Annotated in this window: 16 protein-coding genes and 1 pseudogene; 3 read left to right on the top strand and 14 right to left on the bottom strand. The window is 51.6% G+C overall.

All coding sequences use genetic code 11. From position 1 onward, the window contains the following. From FBQ85_14970 to FBQ85_14925, 10 genes are all read right to left on the bottom strand, one after another. Positions 1 to 994, bottom strand: a 994-nt coding sequence (locus FBQ85_14970) for a response regulator (GenBank protein MDL1876453.1), incomplete at its 3' end; no start/stop codon positions are given. 52 nt (positions 995 to 1,046) lie between these two features. Then, positions 1,047 to 2,579, bottom strand: coding sequence for a HAMP domain-containing protein (locus FBQ85_14965; GenBank protein MDL1876452.1), 1,533 nt, complete (start codon positions 2,577 to 2,579; stop codon positions 1,047 to 1,049). Between the two features lie 13 nt (positions 2,580 to 2,592). After that, positions 2,593 to 2,964, bottom strand: coding sequence for a hypothetical protein (locus tag FBQ85_14960; protein MDL1876451.1), 372 nt, complete (start codon positions 2,962 to 2,964; stop codon positions 2,593 to 2,595). Between the two features lie 277 nt (positions 2,965 to 3,241). Beyond that, the gene (locus FBQ85_14955) at positions 3,242 to 3,589 is read right to left on the bottom strand and encodes a 4Fe-4S dicluster domain-containing protein (GenBank protein ID MDL1876450.1); all 348 of its coding nucleotides are present in this window, start codon (positions 3,587 to 3,589) and stop codon (positions 3,242 to 3,244) included. A 128-nt stretch (positions 3,590 to 3,717) separates the two neighbouring features. Continuing rightward, the gene (gene hybB / locus FBQ85_14950) at positions 3,718 to 4,881 is read right to left on the bottom strand and encodes a Ni/Fe-hydrogenase cytochrome b subunit (protein ID MDL1876449.1); all 1,164 of its coding nucleotides are present in this window, start codon (positions 4,879 to 4,881) and stop codon (positions 3,718 to 3,720) included. 43 nt (positions 4,882 to 4,924) lie between these two features. After that, the gene (locus FBQ85_14945; GenBank protein MDL1876448.1) at positions 4,925 to 6,967 is read right to left on the bottom strand and encodes a T9SS type A sorting domain-containing protein; all 2,043 of its coding nucleotides are present in this window, start codon (positions 6,965 to 6,967) and stop codon (positions 4,925 to 4,927) included. 12 nt (positions 6,968 to 6,979) lie between these two features. After that, complete coding sequence (locus FBQ85_14940; GenBank protein MDL1876447.1) at positions 6,980 to 8,491, bottom strand: hypothetical protein; 1,512 nt, start codon at positions 8,489 to 8,491, stop codon at positions 6,980 to 6,982. A gap of 1 nt (position 8,492) precedes the next feature. Further along, on the bottom strand, positions 8,493 to 9,014 hold the full coding sequence (locus tag FBQ85_14935; protein ID MDL1876446.1) for a hypothetical protein: 522 nt from the start codon (positions 9,012 to 9,014) through the stop codon (positions 8,493 to 8,495). A gap of 14 nt (positions 9,015 to 9,028) precedes the next feature. Next, entirely contained in the window at positions 9,029 to 10,384 is a 1,356-nt protein-coding gene (locus FBQ85_14930) for a T9SS type A sorting domain-containing protein (GenBank protein ID MDL1876445.1), read from the bottom strand. Between the two features lie 72 nt (positions 10,385 to 10,456). After that, positions 10,457 to 11,272 (bottom strand): 4Fe-4S dicluster domain-containing protein, encoded by an 816-nt coding sequence (locus FBQ85_14925; protein MDL1876444.1) that lies wholly within the window; start codon positions 11,270 to 11,272, stop codon positions 10,457 to 10,459. On the opposite strand from FBQ85_14925, the gene FBQ85_14920 reads away from it, so the two are divergent. From FBQ85_14920 to FBQ85_14910, 3 genes are all read left to right on the top strand, one after another. Beyond that, a complete protein-coding gene (locus tag FBQ85_14920) occupies positions 11,271 to 11,468 on the top strand; it encodes a hypothetical protein (protein ID MDL1876443.1) in 198 nt (65 codons plus the stop codon). The genes FBQ85_14925 and FBQ85_14920 overlap by 2 nt on opposite strands. A 147-nt stretch (positions 11,469 to 11,615) precedes the next feature. Continuing rightward, a complete protein-coding gene (locus FBQ85_14915) occupies positions 11,616 to 11,993 on the top strand; it encodes a hypothetical protein (GenBank protein MDL1876442.1) in 378 nt (125 codons plus the stop codon). After that, complete coding sequence (locus FBQ85_14910; GenBank protein ID MDL1876441.1) at positions 11,972 to 12,367, top strand: DUF541 domain-containing protein; 396 nt, start codon at positions 11,972 to 11,974, stop codon at positions 12,365 to 12,367. The genes FBQ85_14915 and FBQ85_14910 overlap by 22 nt, the downstream gene beginning before the upstream one ends. 86 nt (positions 12,368 to 12,453) lie before the next feature. Here FBQ85_14910 and FBQ85_14905 read toward each other — a convergent pair. From FBQ85_14905 to FBQ85_14890, 4 genes and pseudogenes are all read right to left on the bottom strand, one after another. Continuing rightward, a pseudogene (locus tag FBQ85_14905) lies at positions 12,454 to 12,743 on the bottom strand (type II toxin-antitoxin system RelE/ParE family toxin). After that, positions 12,733 to 12,957: an addiction module protein gene (locus tag FBQ85_14900; GenBank protein ID MDL1876440.1), complete on the bottom strand. Its 225-nt coding sequence runs from the start codon at positions 12,955 to 12,957 to the stop codon at positions 12,733 to 12,735. Before FBQ85_14900 ends, FBQ85_14905 begins: the two are co-directional and overlap by 11 nt. A 198-nt stretch (positions 12,958 to 13,155) precedes the next feature. Further along, positions 13,156 to 13,557: a hypothetical protein gene (locus tag FBQ85_14895; GenBank protein MDL1876439.1), complete on the bottom strand. Its 402-nt coding sequence runs from the start codon at positions 13,555 to 13,557 to the stop codon at positions 13,156 to 13,158. Between the two features lie 16 nt (positions 13,558 to 13,573). Next, positions 13,574 to 14,696 (bottom strand): tryptophanase (locus FBQ85_14890; GenBank protein MDL1876438.1); only part of this gene is annotated, 1,123 nt, incomplete at its 5' end.

Below are 14,696 nucleotides of genomic sequence, written 5' to 3'. Positions count from 1 at the left end.
ATGCCGCGGCTTTGTCGCCGAGGCGCAATTGCTCAATCTCGCTGGCAAGTTGATCCGGTTTGATCGAGCAAATCCAGCCTTTCTCATACGGTTGTTTTTCCAGCCAGGTAAGATTTTCTGCGAGTTCGCTGTTGATCAAATGAATCTTGCCGGTTATCGGAGACTTGAATGCGGCTTGGCGTTCGCCTTGTTTAATATAAAACAGCGGCTCGCCTTGCTTGACCTGGCGGCCCTTCTCCGGAAATTGAATGGCATCGATGCGCCCGATCATCTTGCGCGCAAAATCATCCACGCCCACGCGCACCAGGCCGGGGACCGTCACATTGGCCCAGACATGTCCATTAGAAATAAACACGCCGCCCGGTAAAACAAACTCATGCTCATGCGGCCGCTCCGTCGTAATCACGCGCACCGTGGGCGTGATTTGTTTTTGGATACGATCGTGCCGGCGAATCAGGCATTTTTTGGTGAACTCGACCAGCTCATCTTCGGTGAAGGGCTTTTGCACATAATCCATCGCGCCGAATTTCATGGCATCCACCGCGGACTCGATGGTGGCATAACCGGTAATCATCACCACATCGGTTTCCGGGCTGAAGTGTTTCACGCCCTTCACCACGTCAAGGCCGTCCATTTCCGGCATCTTGAGATCGGTGAACACAAAATCGTACTTGTTCTTTTGCACCAGACCAAGCGCCTCGCGGCCGCTTTCCACCGTGTCAACGGCGTAGCCGGCCACTACCAAAATCTTGCGGAAGCTGTCCAAAATCACCGGCTCATCATCCACCGCCAGAATGCGCGCCAGCGGATTGGGCACGTCCACACGCCTGAGCGATTTTGCCTCGTGCGTGAAATCGAGATTCAAGCCGATATCCAACGCAGCCAGGCGTTCTTTGCGGGCCTTGGCAACTTCCATCTTTTTTGTAATCACGCGCACCGCAATGTCAATGATGATGAACGCGACGATCATCGACACGACTAAAATGGCAACCATGAGTGACTCCTTTCTAAAGGAAAGCGTAAACCTTGAAATGTAATTTTACACATTACGCATTCCGTTTTATGTTTTGCTCTTTGATTTCGTCCACCGGCAGCACGATTTTAAATGTCGTTCCTTTGCCGGCTTCGCTTTCAACTGAAATTTTGCCATTATGTTTTTCAATAATGCCCCATGTGATCGCAAGGCCAAGGCCATTACCTTTTTGCCCTTTCGTGGAGAAAAAGGGTTCGAATATTTTTTCCAGATGCTCGCGCGCAATACCACAGCCGGTGTCGCTCACCTGAATTTGAACGCCCTCCGGCATTCCGGCCCGGCCATTTTGATGAATTTTTTCGGTGCGCAGCGTGAGCGTGCCGCCCTTCTCAGCCATGGCGTCATTGGCATTTAAAAGCAAATTGACAAACACCTGCTGCATCTGATCGACATCGACATTGACCGGCGGCAAATCCGTGTCAAGGTGTTCCTCCAGCTTGACACGATTGCGGTTGAATTGATTTTGCAGAATGCGTACCGACCGTTTGATAACTTCGTTAATGTCGCTCTTGCGTTTTTCCGGCTGCGACTGGCGCGCAAAATCGAGCAGGCCCTTGACAATCTCGCGGCAGCGCATGGTTTCCCGCACGATCACTTCGAGATCGTCTTTCATCTCGGGATGGCTCTCGGCGCGCTTGAGCAAATAACTGCTGTAGGTCAGCACGCCGGTGAGCGGATTGTTGATTTCATGCGCCACGCCCGCGGCCAATCGCCCCACCGAAGCGAGTTTGTCGGATTGGTAAAGCTGGCGCTGTGTTTCGGAGAGCTTGCGCGTCATCGCGTTGAATGATTTCGCCAATGCGCCGATCTCGTCATGCTTGTCCAGCGTGATGGTATAATTCAAATCGCCTTCGGCAACGCGTTGGGTGGCGGCGACGATCTGGCTCACCGGTTTGAGCACAATGCGGTTCACCAGCAGATAGATGATGAAACTCACTGCGGCAATCGCAATAATCGCAAACGTCAGCAAGCGCATGCGGCTGGCCTGCAGGCCGCGTTCGACTTCATCGAGCGACATCGTGATATCCAAAACCCCCAACACCTTTTGCAGCTCGCCGTGCGCATGGCAATCCGCCTGCCAGCAACTCGGCTCGTTGTAAATCGGGTTGATGATGCCCAGGGTTTGCTTGTTGCCGGCCGATTGAAAGATGCGCGTGCGTTCGGAGACCGGCACGCGTTCGAGCGGTTGATCCGCGGCATGGCAGGCATAACAGGCTTCCGCTTTTTTATCCAGCATCTTGCCGGCATCGAGCGAATCAGTCGAGAAAATGATCACGCCTTCTTTGTTGAAGATGCGAACCTTTTCGATGCCCTCCTGCCGGCCGATGGTATTGATAATGCGATGCACCGATTCGCGCTGATTCAACAGCATGTCGTATTTCGTGCTGCTCTTGACCGTCTCGCTCAATTGATGCGCGTTGCGCTCCAGCTCGGCAATGAGCTGGCGCTGATGCGCGTTGAGAATGAGATAGGCGAAAATGCCGATGATGACCAACGCCACGCTGCCGACGATGAAGATGAGTTTATAACTGATTTTGGAACGCATGGCCACATCCCGCTTAAGGAATTCCAGCAGTTTCATTCTGCGCTTGCAATTGCGTGCGCACGCCCTCAATCGCGTCGATCACCAGCATGAAATAACGATCCAGCGCGCAATCGGCCTGCAGGCGCAGCACACAAACGCCGCCTTCCGAGCTTGCGCAAAAGGCGCAGACTTTTTCACGCAACACACGAACATAGTCTTCCATCAGCCAACTGTCGACGGATTCCACAGTAGCGATCACCTGTGGCAGGTAAATATCGATCGGACATTTACGGCCCGCCGGCAATCCGCAGCGCACAAAACGATCGCCGTGCATGACGGCATCGAGGCACACCGGACACACGCGGCTGCGAATGGCTTCAGCATATTCTTGCAGATATTCGGCCATGACTCACCTCATCAGTTCTATACATGCAAAACGGAAAAACGTCCGGGCGGCTATCCTTCGGGGTGCAAACGCTCGATTGGCACGATGTACCTTGATAGATTTAATCCCGGCCGGTATGTCATCCAGAAGGGAACTTGTGATGTTGCCGGCATAACGCCGAGTACGTCACAAGATTCGTCTGAATGACACTTCAAGAGAGTACTTCTATCAATCAAAGTAACAGAGCACTGATATGTGCCATTCGCCCCCGCCCGGACGAGGTACTTGCGAACCGTCATTAGTTCAGATGCAACTGAATTTTTCTTGCCAGCAACACGTCCTGTGATTCTTCATGCTCGGGATCTTTGACGCAACAATCCACCGGGCAAACGGAGACGCACTTTTGCTCGTCATAAAATCCTTCGCATTCCGTGCATTTCTCCGGCACGATGAAATAGAGCTCATCCGACAGCGCGCTCAGTTTTTGATTGACATCGATCATTTCGCCTTTGTACTCAATCTGGCTTTTGATCGCAGTTCCGTCCGCAAATGCCCATTTTGTGCCGCCGGCATAAATGGCATTATTCGGGCATTCCGGCTCACAGGCGCCGCAGTTGATGCATTCGGCTGTGATCATGAGAGCCATATCATTTTTCTCCTTTCGAGAGAATTGTTCGTGGTACTATTCTTTATCTGTGGAGGCTTGACAGCGGCAAGCTCATTTATGAAACTTCCAATCCCGGCCGCGGTCAAACCAGAAAAAAATTCTCTTCATCATTCCGCCCACAACACATGCGGACTTTCTTCAACCACTTTGATTTTTTCTTCTGTTTCGGGAAACACCGGCAGATAGCGCGCGGCCACGGCAAAACCCGCAATGCCCAGTGCGACAATCATCGTGGTAACGGCAATCTCCATCCACGAGGGGAAATAACCTGCCTGCGCCCAGCCTTCCATGCCGGTGATGCTGACATTCATGCGATTTAAAATAAATCCCAAAACCACTAACAGCGCCGTAACGAACAGGCCGGTTTGATGCAAACGCACTCTCGGCCGCATGAGCAGAATCATGGGCAACAATACGCCCAGACCCATTTCCGCCCAGTATAACGCTGATTCTATGCCCGGCGTAAACACAAATGACCAGGCATTACGATCGGCCAAATCCTGCACTTTCATTACGGTGTAGATCATCAAAATCACCGCCATCACCCGGCCAAGCTGTGAAAGTATCGGCATCTCAATTTCACGCTTGAAGGCGCGGCTGCTCAGGAACGATTCAAAGATGACCATGGCGCAGCCCACGCCGATGGCCGACACAAAAAAGAACACGGGCAGCAGTGAGGAATACCACAGCGGATGCAGCTTTTCCGGCACGATCAAATACAACGAACCGAGCGAGGATTGATGCAGCGTCGACAACAGCACGCCGATAATCACCAGCGGGATGGTAATGGTGCGCACGATGCGCAGCGGTTTTTCCCAACCCAGTTTTTCGAACAACACCGGACTGAACTCCAGCGCCAGCACGGTGGTGTATAGCATCACGCACCAGGCTACTTCGAACATCACCGAACTCGGATTCCACATGACAATGGCGTGCCAGATGCGATCAGGCCGGCCCAGGTCAAACAGCAAAGCAAAGATCACGAGCAAGTAGCCTAGAAACGCCGTCAACACCGCCGGGCGAATGATGGGCTTGAACGTTTTGATGTTGAAAATGTAAACGATGGCGCACAGCGTAAAACCGCCGGCCGCCAAACCGACACCGCAGAGGATGTCGAAACCGATCCACAATCCCCAGGGGAATTGATCGGTGAGATTTGTCGCCGCGCCCAGGCCTTGCGTGAAGCGCACGAAGGTGGCATAAAGGCCGAGCGCCAGCAGGATCACCAGCACCGCGCGCCAAAATGTGATGTGTGCCAAAAACTTTTTCATAGAGTATTCCGCTCCTGCAAATAATCATTTGTGGAATCACGGGCTATTTGACGAAAACCATTTTCTGCGTAGCCACCAAGGTGTTCTCCAGCCACAGCCGTGAGAAATAGACGCCGCTGGACAGATGCGAAGCCTCAAAACTCACGTGGTGGCTGCCTTTTTCTTGCGCCGCCTCAACCAATGTTGCCACTTCCTGGCCGGCGGCATCGTACACCTTCAGTTTGACCGCACCTTTTTCAAAAATCGTGTAAACAATTTCAGTGCTCGAATTGAAGGAATTGGGATAATTCCGCATCCGGCCGACGGCACGGTGCGATTGATCGGTTTCGGGTATTGTGGCCTTTGATGCGCCGTCGAGGAACGGCGGGCTTTCCAGAATCCAAATCTCAGAAACGACCGCATTGAAAAAGCCCTCAGCAATAAATCTCACCTCAAAACGGTGATCCGTCTGCCAGGTATAGTTTGGGATGTCGAAGGTATAGGTTGACGGAATCGAGGTGATGATGCGATTGTTGTCAATCAATACATTATCTATATAAAGATCTTGAATCGGATTAGCATCCGAGGGTTCTTCATAGTAATAAGTCACTTTAATACGGTACTCGATGTTGGAGCCTTGCTGGTCTTTGCCGGTCAAGCCGAAGTAGCGATAGATCACTTCATCGGGATGCTGGCTGACGGTCTTGTCCGGGGTGGTACCATAAGCGTGGTCGTATCCCTGCCAGCGGTGCGGCTCCATGGGCTTGCGCGCGGTCGCGTCCCAGAGATTGCCGCAGTCGTCATAGTAGGGTGGAATCAGGGATTCCAACGCCCAGCGCGCGTTGATACGGCCGTGGCCCAGGGAATTGTTGTGGCCCTTATCAGTGGAGTAGCTGCTGCTGCCGACTTTGTCAGCCGTGTTTTGCAACACCCAGCGCGTTTCTTCTGCACTGAGATCGGGATAAAACGAACGCACCAGGCCGGCAACACCGGAAGCATAGGCGGTGGCCTGCGAGCTCGAAGCTGCATTGAACCAGTTCCAGGTTTGTCCCAGGAAAGTCGTGTAGGTATAACGTCCCGGCGCAGCCACGGAAATATCAGAGCCTGAAGTCGTTGGCATGGCTTTATTATCATTGTGATCCGAGGCCGTGACCGTGATGAGGTTGCTGTACTCGTCCGAGTAATTCGCCGGGTACCATATCGGCCCGGTGCCGTTACCGCCGACGGCCACTACCAGCGCGTCTTCTTCACCGGCGAACAGAATCGCATCTTCGATTATTTGACTGAACTCCCCATTCGGATCACCCCAGCTCGCGTTGATCACTTTAGCGCTGTTTTGGGCCGCGAACTCGACGCCTTCTGCCGCCGAAGTAGTGGAAGTGTTATTGATACGGATCGGCAGAAAAGTACAGTTGGGCGCCACACCGCGAATACCGACGTTGTTGCCATGAATAGCAGCCATGTTGCCGGTCATGCGCGTGCCGTGGCCGTTTAAGTCCCATGGTTTGTTTGGATCCCCGAAATCGAGGTTGCTCCCGACCAAAATCAAGAAGTTGCTTGCTAATTGTCCGCCATTACTAAAGTCTGGATGAATTGAATCGATTCCCGTGTCGACAATCCCAATTCTGACCGACGCATTACCCTTAGTAATCAGCCACGCTTCTGAAGCATCGATATCGGCGTCCGCAGTTCCGGTGATGGGGCCGCCGGGCGGATTGATGGTTTGGCCGGTGTTGTCCATGCCCCATTGATTGCTGAAATCATCCGCCGGACTCATGAGACGATCAAGTTCAACATAAGCGACTTCGTTTCTCTGCGACATCAGCGGAATGAGATCGAAGGGGTCGGTATTCTTGGGCAAATCCAGTGTATACCATTGCCCAAAATGATGGCGCGCGATCGTGGCGGAGAAATCAGCTGCGAGCTTCTCCATGCTCTCCGGTGTGATGCCTTGCTTAAACTTGACCGCGATCTTGTCTCCGAAATACCGAAGCGTCTTGCCGTCTTGCACTCGAGTAAGAACGGGATATTGCGCATAGAGCCTTTGAGAAAAAGCGGCGGCGAGCACGAGACAAGTCCCGATAAAATACTCTCGATAGACTTTCATTGGAAATCTCCATCAATCGAGTTTCAGCGTTTTGGCGACGCGATATTGCGTGCCGTGTGAATTCACAAGAATCAACTTGATGAAATACACGCCGGCACTCACTTCCTTTTCAAAATGATCTTTGCCATTCCACCTTACTGCATACTCCCCTGGCTGCTGGACGGTATTTGAGATGGTTGTGACCAGTTCACCCGACAGAGCAAAGACCTGAACGACGGTTTCAACCGGTGCGCTCAGCCGATAGCGCATCGAAGCCGAAGAAGAGAATGGATTGGGGAAGCTAGGCGACAATTCAAACGTCTCCGGCACTGCACGCTCTGACGTCTGAGAGCTTACACCTGTTACCAAGCTCTGTGATTTCATATAAACGACGTGCACGGTGTCAGCCCTGATGACGGGGTAATTGATCATGAGAAGATGGCCGTTGCCTTCGGCATCGATGACAAAAGAGGGATAAACCGGTTCGCGCAAGCCGATATCGACGATCAGTTGTGAGTGCCAGTTGTCGTTATCGTCTTTGTATGAATAGTAGATTTCGCCGCTGGCAAAGAAGGCCCATTTCTCCCAAATAACATGTGGCATATCGTTCCGGTCTGTTTGGATGAGTATCGAGATGGGCGCTAGGGATTCGGGCAGCTCTTCCGGCCCTTGCCAGCTTCCATCCGATGAGCGAAAAAAGTAATAGTTCTTGCCGCCCAGGTCTTCGCCTTCCCAGCCGGAGACCGCAACGTGCAAGCCGCTCTTTGAGTCGGTGGCAATGTCAACGAAGCTTTCGCCAAAGTCGTTGCCGGAGAAGGGGACAAAGTCCATCTGCCAGCTTTGACCTTCTTTCTTGATCGCCAAAAAAGTGTTCGCACCGGCAAAGCTCCTATTGACGTATGCGATCACAATGTCGTTTCGTGGCGTTATTACAATCTGCGGATCGGAGCCGGCACCAAATCGGCCGGGATCACTCGGTTCGACGATCTCTTTTTGCCATTGACCGTTTACGTTGTTTGCATAGGCAATTCTGAAAACAGCCGGAGAGACTTCAGTTGCCCATGCCACATGCAAAAAACCAAACCGATCGATGAAGACCGAATGCGGGGAAACGCGAAGCGAATCGACAGCAACAAGCTCAATATGCGTTTCTGATAATGATCTCTGAATGTGATATAAATGTGTTAGACGAAATACGTTGAACTGATCACGTATAAAAATATGGCTCACACTAGTTTGAGCATCACGCACAATAGCTGCAACAACAAGAGAATCGGCAATCACAACGGGTTGACGCCACTCTCCCCCCGCGAGTTTACTCGAAATCTCGATCTTGTCCAGACGTGGACTGCGAATAAGATTGTGCCAGATCGCGTAAAGCGTGCCGTCCTCATCGATCGCAATCGATTGATGAAAGGTTCGATACTCGCCGGTCATGCGAGTCACTGTATCAAACTCTGTTGTCACCCATTGCGCAAATGCAGTTGGCGACCAGAGCCAAAGTAAAGCAACAAGAGCGGCGCGATAATTGACATGCTTGGCCATTTCAGAATCTCTTTTCTTGCCCTGTATTCATACTCCCGACTCTCACTGACGCATCGCCCTTGGTAACCAACCTCGCTTCCGGCGCGTCGATATCAGCGTCCGCAGTTCCGGTGATGGGACCGCCGGGCGGATTGATGGTTTGGCCGGTGTTGTCCAGACCCCATTGATTGCTGAAATCATCCGCAGCAGTGATAACGCCATCGGCCTCGACAAAAGCCGCTTCAGGTCTCGCCAACATTATTGGCACCAGGTCGAGTGGATCAGTGCCCTTGGGCAAATCCAGAGAGTACCATTCACCGAAATGATGGCGAATGATTCGCGCATCAAAGTCGCGCGCAAATTTTTGCCTGCTGTCTTCTGAGAGGCCTTCATTAAACTTCACCAGGATTTTGTCGACCCAGTACCGGATTTCCTTGCCTTCATGCATTCCGGTCAGCACGGGATACTGCGCACGTAGAATCCGGGGTACGCCTGCCAAGAGCATCGTGCAGACAATGAGAATTGCTCTAAAACTCAGTTTCATCTTACGCTTCCTTTTTATAAGAGCAACATCTTCTTGCTAGCGCTCTGCTGTCCGACATGTAATCGATAAATATAAACGCCTCCACTAACTTCGTAGCCGAATCGATCTTTGCCATCCCAGTCTATCACATGGTTTCCAATCCGTTGCAATCCCATGTATAACACTCTTACTTCTTGACCATTGATGTCGAAAATTCTCAGGCTAACTGGTAGAACATTTTCGTTGGTCAACTGATACGTGATTACTGTCCTCAATTTTCCCTGAAGAGATGAACCATGTCCGAAGGGATTGGGATGATTTTGAAATAGAATAAAATGTCGTGGCGTCTGCAGTTTGTTGTTCATAACCGCGGAGCTCACATGATACCTAAAAAGGCCGCTGTCAGACGCGGCATACAGAATATCGCTGTCGCGGCTAGTGGATATTGACCACACGGAAGCCGTTGGCAAGCCCAAGCTGAAGTTTTCCCAATTTGAACCGCCATCAAGCGTGCGCAAAACTCCCCCGGCTCCGCCCTTAGCAACCCATCCTGCAGCGTAAATCATGTTCTTGTTTTTGGACGAAACGCTTGCCTGCCATATTTTATGTGGTAAAAGAACCGGGGCGTGCCATGTCTGCGCTCCGTCAAAACTCACGTATAGCTTACTTCCGCCAAAAACATAAACGGTATCCGGACAGAATGGGTTGAGTAAGATGAAGTTTATGCTTTGGAATGGCTGCCCGATAAGTTGCCACGTTTGCCCCTGGTCCGTACTCTTGTTGAGTTGATTCGCTTTGGTGTAGAGTATGTCGCTGTTGCGAGGATGTATCGCGACCGGTGTTGCTTGATCTCCGCTCGTCTGCGCGGGCGATATGTTTTTCCAGGACAGGCCATGATCGGTGCTCTTGAGCGTGCGCACTTCTTCTACGGGATCGAGGTTGCAGTAAACAATGTTGCTGCGGAACGGATCGATTGAAAAATAGGTGAAGCCAAATCCCGGGGGCACGGGTATCTCGAACCACGTGCTGCCGCCATCTTCACTCTTGAGAGCGCCATCACTGAAAAAACCGGCGTAAAGGTTCCGGGTGTTGATGGGGTCAATGGCAATCGAGGTGACGCGCCGGTTTCTGACCGGCAGCGGCTGCCATGTCATGCCACCGTCATAACTCTTATAAATCGCTGTGGTATCGGTTTCCCGCCACAAACCGGCGTAGATGATATTGTCGTCTTGCGGATCGACGACCACCAGCTCCACTTCCTGCCCGCCAAATGCGAGTAACTGCCATTTGCCGTCTTGTGCGCGAAGATCATTCATCAAACAAACAAAAATGGCTGCAAACGCTATTGTGAGAGCATACCGGCGGCGCAATGTTTTGAACTGACGGTCCATGATCACATCTCTATATCTTGCTTATTCTCCCCTCCAACAGCAATTGCCCGGTCGCCAGTTACCGGCGAAATCTCAGCCGGCAGGCTTGCTGTTATCGCGTTCTTCCATTTCCTTCAACTTCGCATGCAGCCGGCCGACTTCGTCGCGGCGGTTGATGATCCACCACAAACCGTACAGCGCAGTGCCGCCCACGGCCACGATATTCGGAATTTTCGAAAGCGCGTTCCAGGTCAACATCGGCAACGGCTGATCGGGCAAATTGCTGGGGAAACCGAGTTTTTCGAAGGGCACGGCCGACAGGAAAAATACCGAAGTGCCGCCCGCTTCGTTCAGGCCGTAAATGTGATTGACATACTTTTCCGGTTCGTCCCGCAAGCGTTTTTGCGCTTCGGCGATCAGTTCGTCGCGGTCGCCGAAAATCGTTGCGCCCGTCGGGCAGATTTCCGCACAGGCGGTCTGCAGGCCCTGCGCCAGGCGTTCATGGCAAAAAATACACTTGCGCACGCGCGGCGCGGTTCGGTTCCAGGTGTAGGTCGGCACTTGAAACGGGCAGGCTTGCATGCAGTAACGGCAGCCGATGCACTTGCTTTCGTCGTACAGCACCGGCCCAAATTCGGTTTTGGTAAATGCGCCGACCGGGCACACCGAGGCGCACGTGGGCTCCTCGCAATGCATGCACAAACGCCGCACATACGTGTCATTGCCATAATCCTGCACCACGGTATAGGCATTGGCGTTCAGCTTCACTTCTTCGCCTTCGGGCAAGCCGTTTTGTTCTTTGCAGGCATCCCGGCACAAACCGCAACCAACACACAGTGTAATATCAATCAGCATCGCTTTGCGCGCCATAACACATCTCCTTTCGCGGGATCGAGCGGAGGCTAACATGAAAAAACTTTATTCAACCAAGATCGATGAACTTTCAGCGGCATACGTCATCGCTAACAAAGGCAATAGCTATGCCCGTGAACCTTGCTTTTGCCTTATTGTTTTACTTGAAGTTGGCGCAGCACAGGCAAAGAATTATTTTCGAATTTGGGAATCAGAAGCGAGGTTTTTGCAATGTTGCAAATGGGGTGAGTAGCGTTCGAAAACGCTTTATTTTTGATGATGTTCCCGCAACGGCCTGGCCCTTGCATTAAAAAGCTTGAGAGTTCACGCAAAAAATTGCCCGGAGGGTATGCACTGAATGGGCATGATGGGTATTAGGCTTCTACACGCTGGAGGGCATTTGCACCGCAACATGCTCAGAGGAAGAATGCTCGTCGCACAAGCGAAAATTCAACAGCTTTTCTTGAAACAAGGGCTCAACATGAAATCTCCTCTCTTCGTTTTTCTCCTAATGCAAGTGAGCTTGGGATTCTCTCAGGAACGTAGATTATCCGTCATCGGTGAAGCCGAAGTCACAGAAGTTGCCAATCAAGCCCAGTTTACTTTTGTTGTCACAAAGAGCGGGCGAGACCTGCGTACTGCGTTCGTAGAGGCGCAGACACTCCTGTCAACCATTTACATCGACCTTCAGTCAATTGGACTTGACAGTGCTGCCCTACGGCAATCGAAAGTCCGAGTCGATGAAAAGGACCTCACCTGGTTTACATCAAAAAAATAGAAGCAGTGTTAAGAACCACCGTGATCATCAATAATCTCGATTTATTGGAAGGAGTTCTTGAAATTCTTGGTAAATATGAAATCGAGGATCTTTCTGGAATTGATTTCACGCTTAAGGACCAGAAGGCTTTGAAACAGAAAGCCTATGTTGCGGCATTGGAGGATGCAAGACGGAATGCCGCCGCAATTACGCAATCATCCGGACTTACTCTTGGCGAGATCCAACGAATCGAGGAAGAAGCGGGGCTGCCCTCGAATAGCTTTCTCGCGGAGGAAATGGCATACCGTCTTCGTCAACAGGCTTATCGAGTCAGCTTCTTCCCTGAACAAATTTCTCTCTCAAAAAAGCTTAAAGTGACGTTTGCGATAAACTAGTTTGCTTGATATGCGAGATTCACCGCTGAAAAGATGGAAGTGGATAAAATGTTACTGGAGAATAATCAAACCAAGAACGGAATTTGTCACGGCAACCTTTCTCGCCATTTTTGCGGATTTCGGGAGTTATGAAAGACAGAGTAGATAGTCACCGTGCAATTGACATACTCGTAGAAGATTGAGTAAGGAAAACGTCGCACGAGTCGCCTTGATGAACAACGGCATAAAGCTCCGGCGCACGACAGATGGCATGAATACAGGCATCGATACAACTTAAGAACTCTTCTCCCAATCCGGCGCGCCGTTCTTCATACCAGGTATAGGCTTCAATGATGTCAAACTCGACCTCTGGAGCTATAATCAACTTAACGGCCATAGCGGCTGCGAACCCTTTGCTTGACCTCTTCCCAGGATAAACCGTACGCCGAATTATTTTGTAGATTGGTTTTTCGCCGTGCCAATTCTTGCACTTGCCAATCATGGATTGGTATTACCTCAGGAGTAGCGGCAAGATCATCCCAGAGATCTTCAACCAATTGAAGTTTCTCCGCGGGGCTTAGATCAAATACTGAGGTAGAGCTCATATTCATTCCGCCTTTGACTGAAACAAAGTATCGAATCATTTGCAGCCAAAACTAGGAAAAACTTCCAAAAAGGCAAGCACTTCTTCGTCGCCCCAATAGCATATTGGCCCATTTGAATTTGTACTTTTCTATACAGCCGTTGCATTAAAACTTGAGAATTCAAATTAGGGCCCCGGGGCGGTATTCCCGTTAGCGCCATTGCGCTCAATGATACGGCGGAAAAACGCGCTGGGCTTCACTCTCGATCACCGCGTCGGTATCCGAAATTGGGGTTTCTTTGTCCGACGAAATAACCCAAATGGTGTAGATTCCCAAAGCCGTTCCCAATGGAATATTGCAGAGATTCACATAACCGAGAATCAACACCAATGTTTTCGCCCACGATTGCTGCATCAGCAGCCCGGCCCCGCCAATCAAGCTCGGAATCGAGGTCAGCGTGAACAACGCCGCGAGGATCGCGCCGAAGCCGGAGATGCTAAACGGCAGCAGGCTCTTGGGCGCAAAGCCAGGCCCGGTCAGAGCATTGATAAATCCGGCGGCGACAATCAAACCCAGCACGCCAAAGGCGAGATAAGACAGGCCGAGTGTTTTGATGTGATTTTTCATGAGAGCATCGCCTCCTTCAAGCAAGCGCTTCAAAATGGCAGGTGAAGTGGCGCAAAAATTTCGGCTGATAGGTCAGACGATAACCGGGAATCTTGTAACGATTGCGCCAAACATCATCCAAAACTTCGATAACATAGTCGAAATGGCTTTGGGTATAAACACGCCGCGGAAACGCCAGACGCACAAGTTCGAGCGGCGCAGGAATCTCTTTGCCCTGGCGATCAACTTTGCCGAACATCACACTACCCAACTCAACGCTGCGAATGCCGCCCTCGAGATAAAGTGCATTGACTAACCCGATGCCGGGGAATTGCGCCGGCGGAACATGCGGCAGCGCAGCTTTTGCGTCGAGAAAAACGGCGTGCCCGCCCACCGGACGCACAAACGGGATGCCGCGCTCGAGCAATTTTCGTCCCATATATTCGACCGTGGCGTGGCGATAGACTTGATAATCATAATTGAGCGCTTCCCTCAAACCAACGGCAATCACTTCCAAATCCCGGCCGGCCAAACCGCCATAGGTCGGAAAGCCTTCCCGCAGGATCAACGCGTTGCGAAAATCCTCGGCCCAGGCGTCGTCATTGCAAATGAGAAACCCGCCGATGTTGGCCAGACCGTCCTTCTTGCAGCTCATGGTGGCCGCATCGGCGTATGAAAACATCTCTTGCGCAATCTCCAACAAGGTTTTATCGCGATAGCCTGCTTCACGCTCATGAATAAAGTACGCGTTTTCAGCAAAACGGCAGGCATCGATAACTAGGGGAATGTTGTGTTTTTGCAAAACCTGTTTGACGGCGCGCACATTCGCCATAGACACCGGCTGGCCGCCGCCGGTGTTGTTGGTCACCGTCATCATGCAAAAAGGAATGCGCGCCGCGCTGAACTCTGCAATAACCATCTCCAGCTTGTCAACATCCATGTTGCCCTTGAACGGCGCTTCGAGCGAGGTGTCGAATCCTTCCCGGCACAGCAAATCGAGCGCGCGCGCGCCAACAAATTCGATGTTCGCTCGCGTCGTGTCAAAATGACTATTGTTGGGAATGACGTCGCCGGGCTGCAAGCGCGTCTGCGCCAAAATGCCTTCAGCCGCGCGGCCTTGATGCGTGGGAAAAACATGCTTGATGCCGGTAATCTCCTTT

Source organism: Cytophagia bacterium CHB2 (assembly GCA_030263535.1).
In the GTDB taxonomy this organism is placed as follows: Bacteria; Zhuqueibacterota; Zhuqueibacteria; order Zhuqueibacterales; family Zhuqueibacteraceae; genus Coneutiohabitans.
Note: the sequence above shows the minus strand (reverse complement) of the source record. Positions and strands in the feature narration are given on the sequence as shown.

Coding starts and splice junctions, on each gene's coding strand:
- hybB (MDL1876449.1), bottom strand. CDS start 4,881: ATGAAAAAGTTTTTGGCACACATCACATTTTGGCGCGCGGTGCTGGTG.
- FBQ85_14920 (MDL1876443.1), top strand. CDS start 11,271: ATGAAAAAACTTTATTCAACCAAGATCGATGAACTTTCAGCGGCATAC.
- FBQ85_14895 (MDL1876439.1), bottom strand. CDS start 13,557: ATGAAAAATCACATCAAAACACTCGGCCTGTCTTATCTCGCCTTTGGC.
- FBQ85_14945 (MDL1876448.1), bottom strand. CDS start 6,967: ATGAAAGTCTATCGAGAGTATTTTATCGGGACTTGTCTCGTGCTCGCC.
- FBQ85_14955 (MDL1876450.1), bottom strand. CDS start 3,589: ATGGCTCTCATGATCACAGCCGAATGCATCAACTGCGGCGCCTGTGAG.
- FBQ85_14940 (MDL1876447.1), bottom strand. CDS start 8,491: ATGGCCAAGCATGTCAATTATCGCGCCGCTCTTGTTGCTTTACTTTGG.
- FBQ85_14930 (MDL1876445.1), bottom strand. CDS start 10,384: ATGGACCGTCAGTTCAAAACATTGCGCCGCCGGTATGCTCTCACAATA.
- FBQ85_14925 (MDL1876444.1), bottom strand. CDS start 11,272: ATGTTAGCCTCCGCTCGATCCCGCGAAAGGAGATGTGTTATGGCGCGC.
- FBQ85_14960 (MDL1876451.1), bottom strand. CDS start 2,964: ATGGCCGAATATCTGCAAGAATATGCTGAAGCCATTCGCAGCCGCGTG.
- FBQ85_14935 (MDL1876446.1), bottom strand. CDS start 9,014: ATGAAACTGAGTTTTAGAGCAATTCTCATTGTCTGCACGATGCTCTTG.
- FBQ85_14965 (MDL1876452.1), bottom strand. CDS start 2,579: ATGCGTTCCAAAATCAGTTATAAACTCATCTTCATCGTCGGCAGCGTG.
- FBQ85_14900 (MDL1876440.1), bottom strand. CDS start 12,957: ATGAATATGAGCTCTACCTCAGTATTTGATCTAAGCCCCGCGGAGAAA.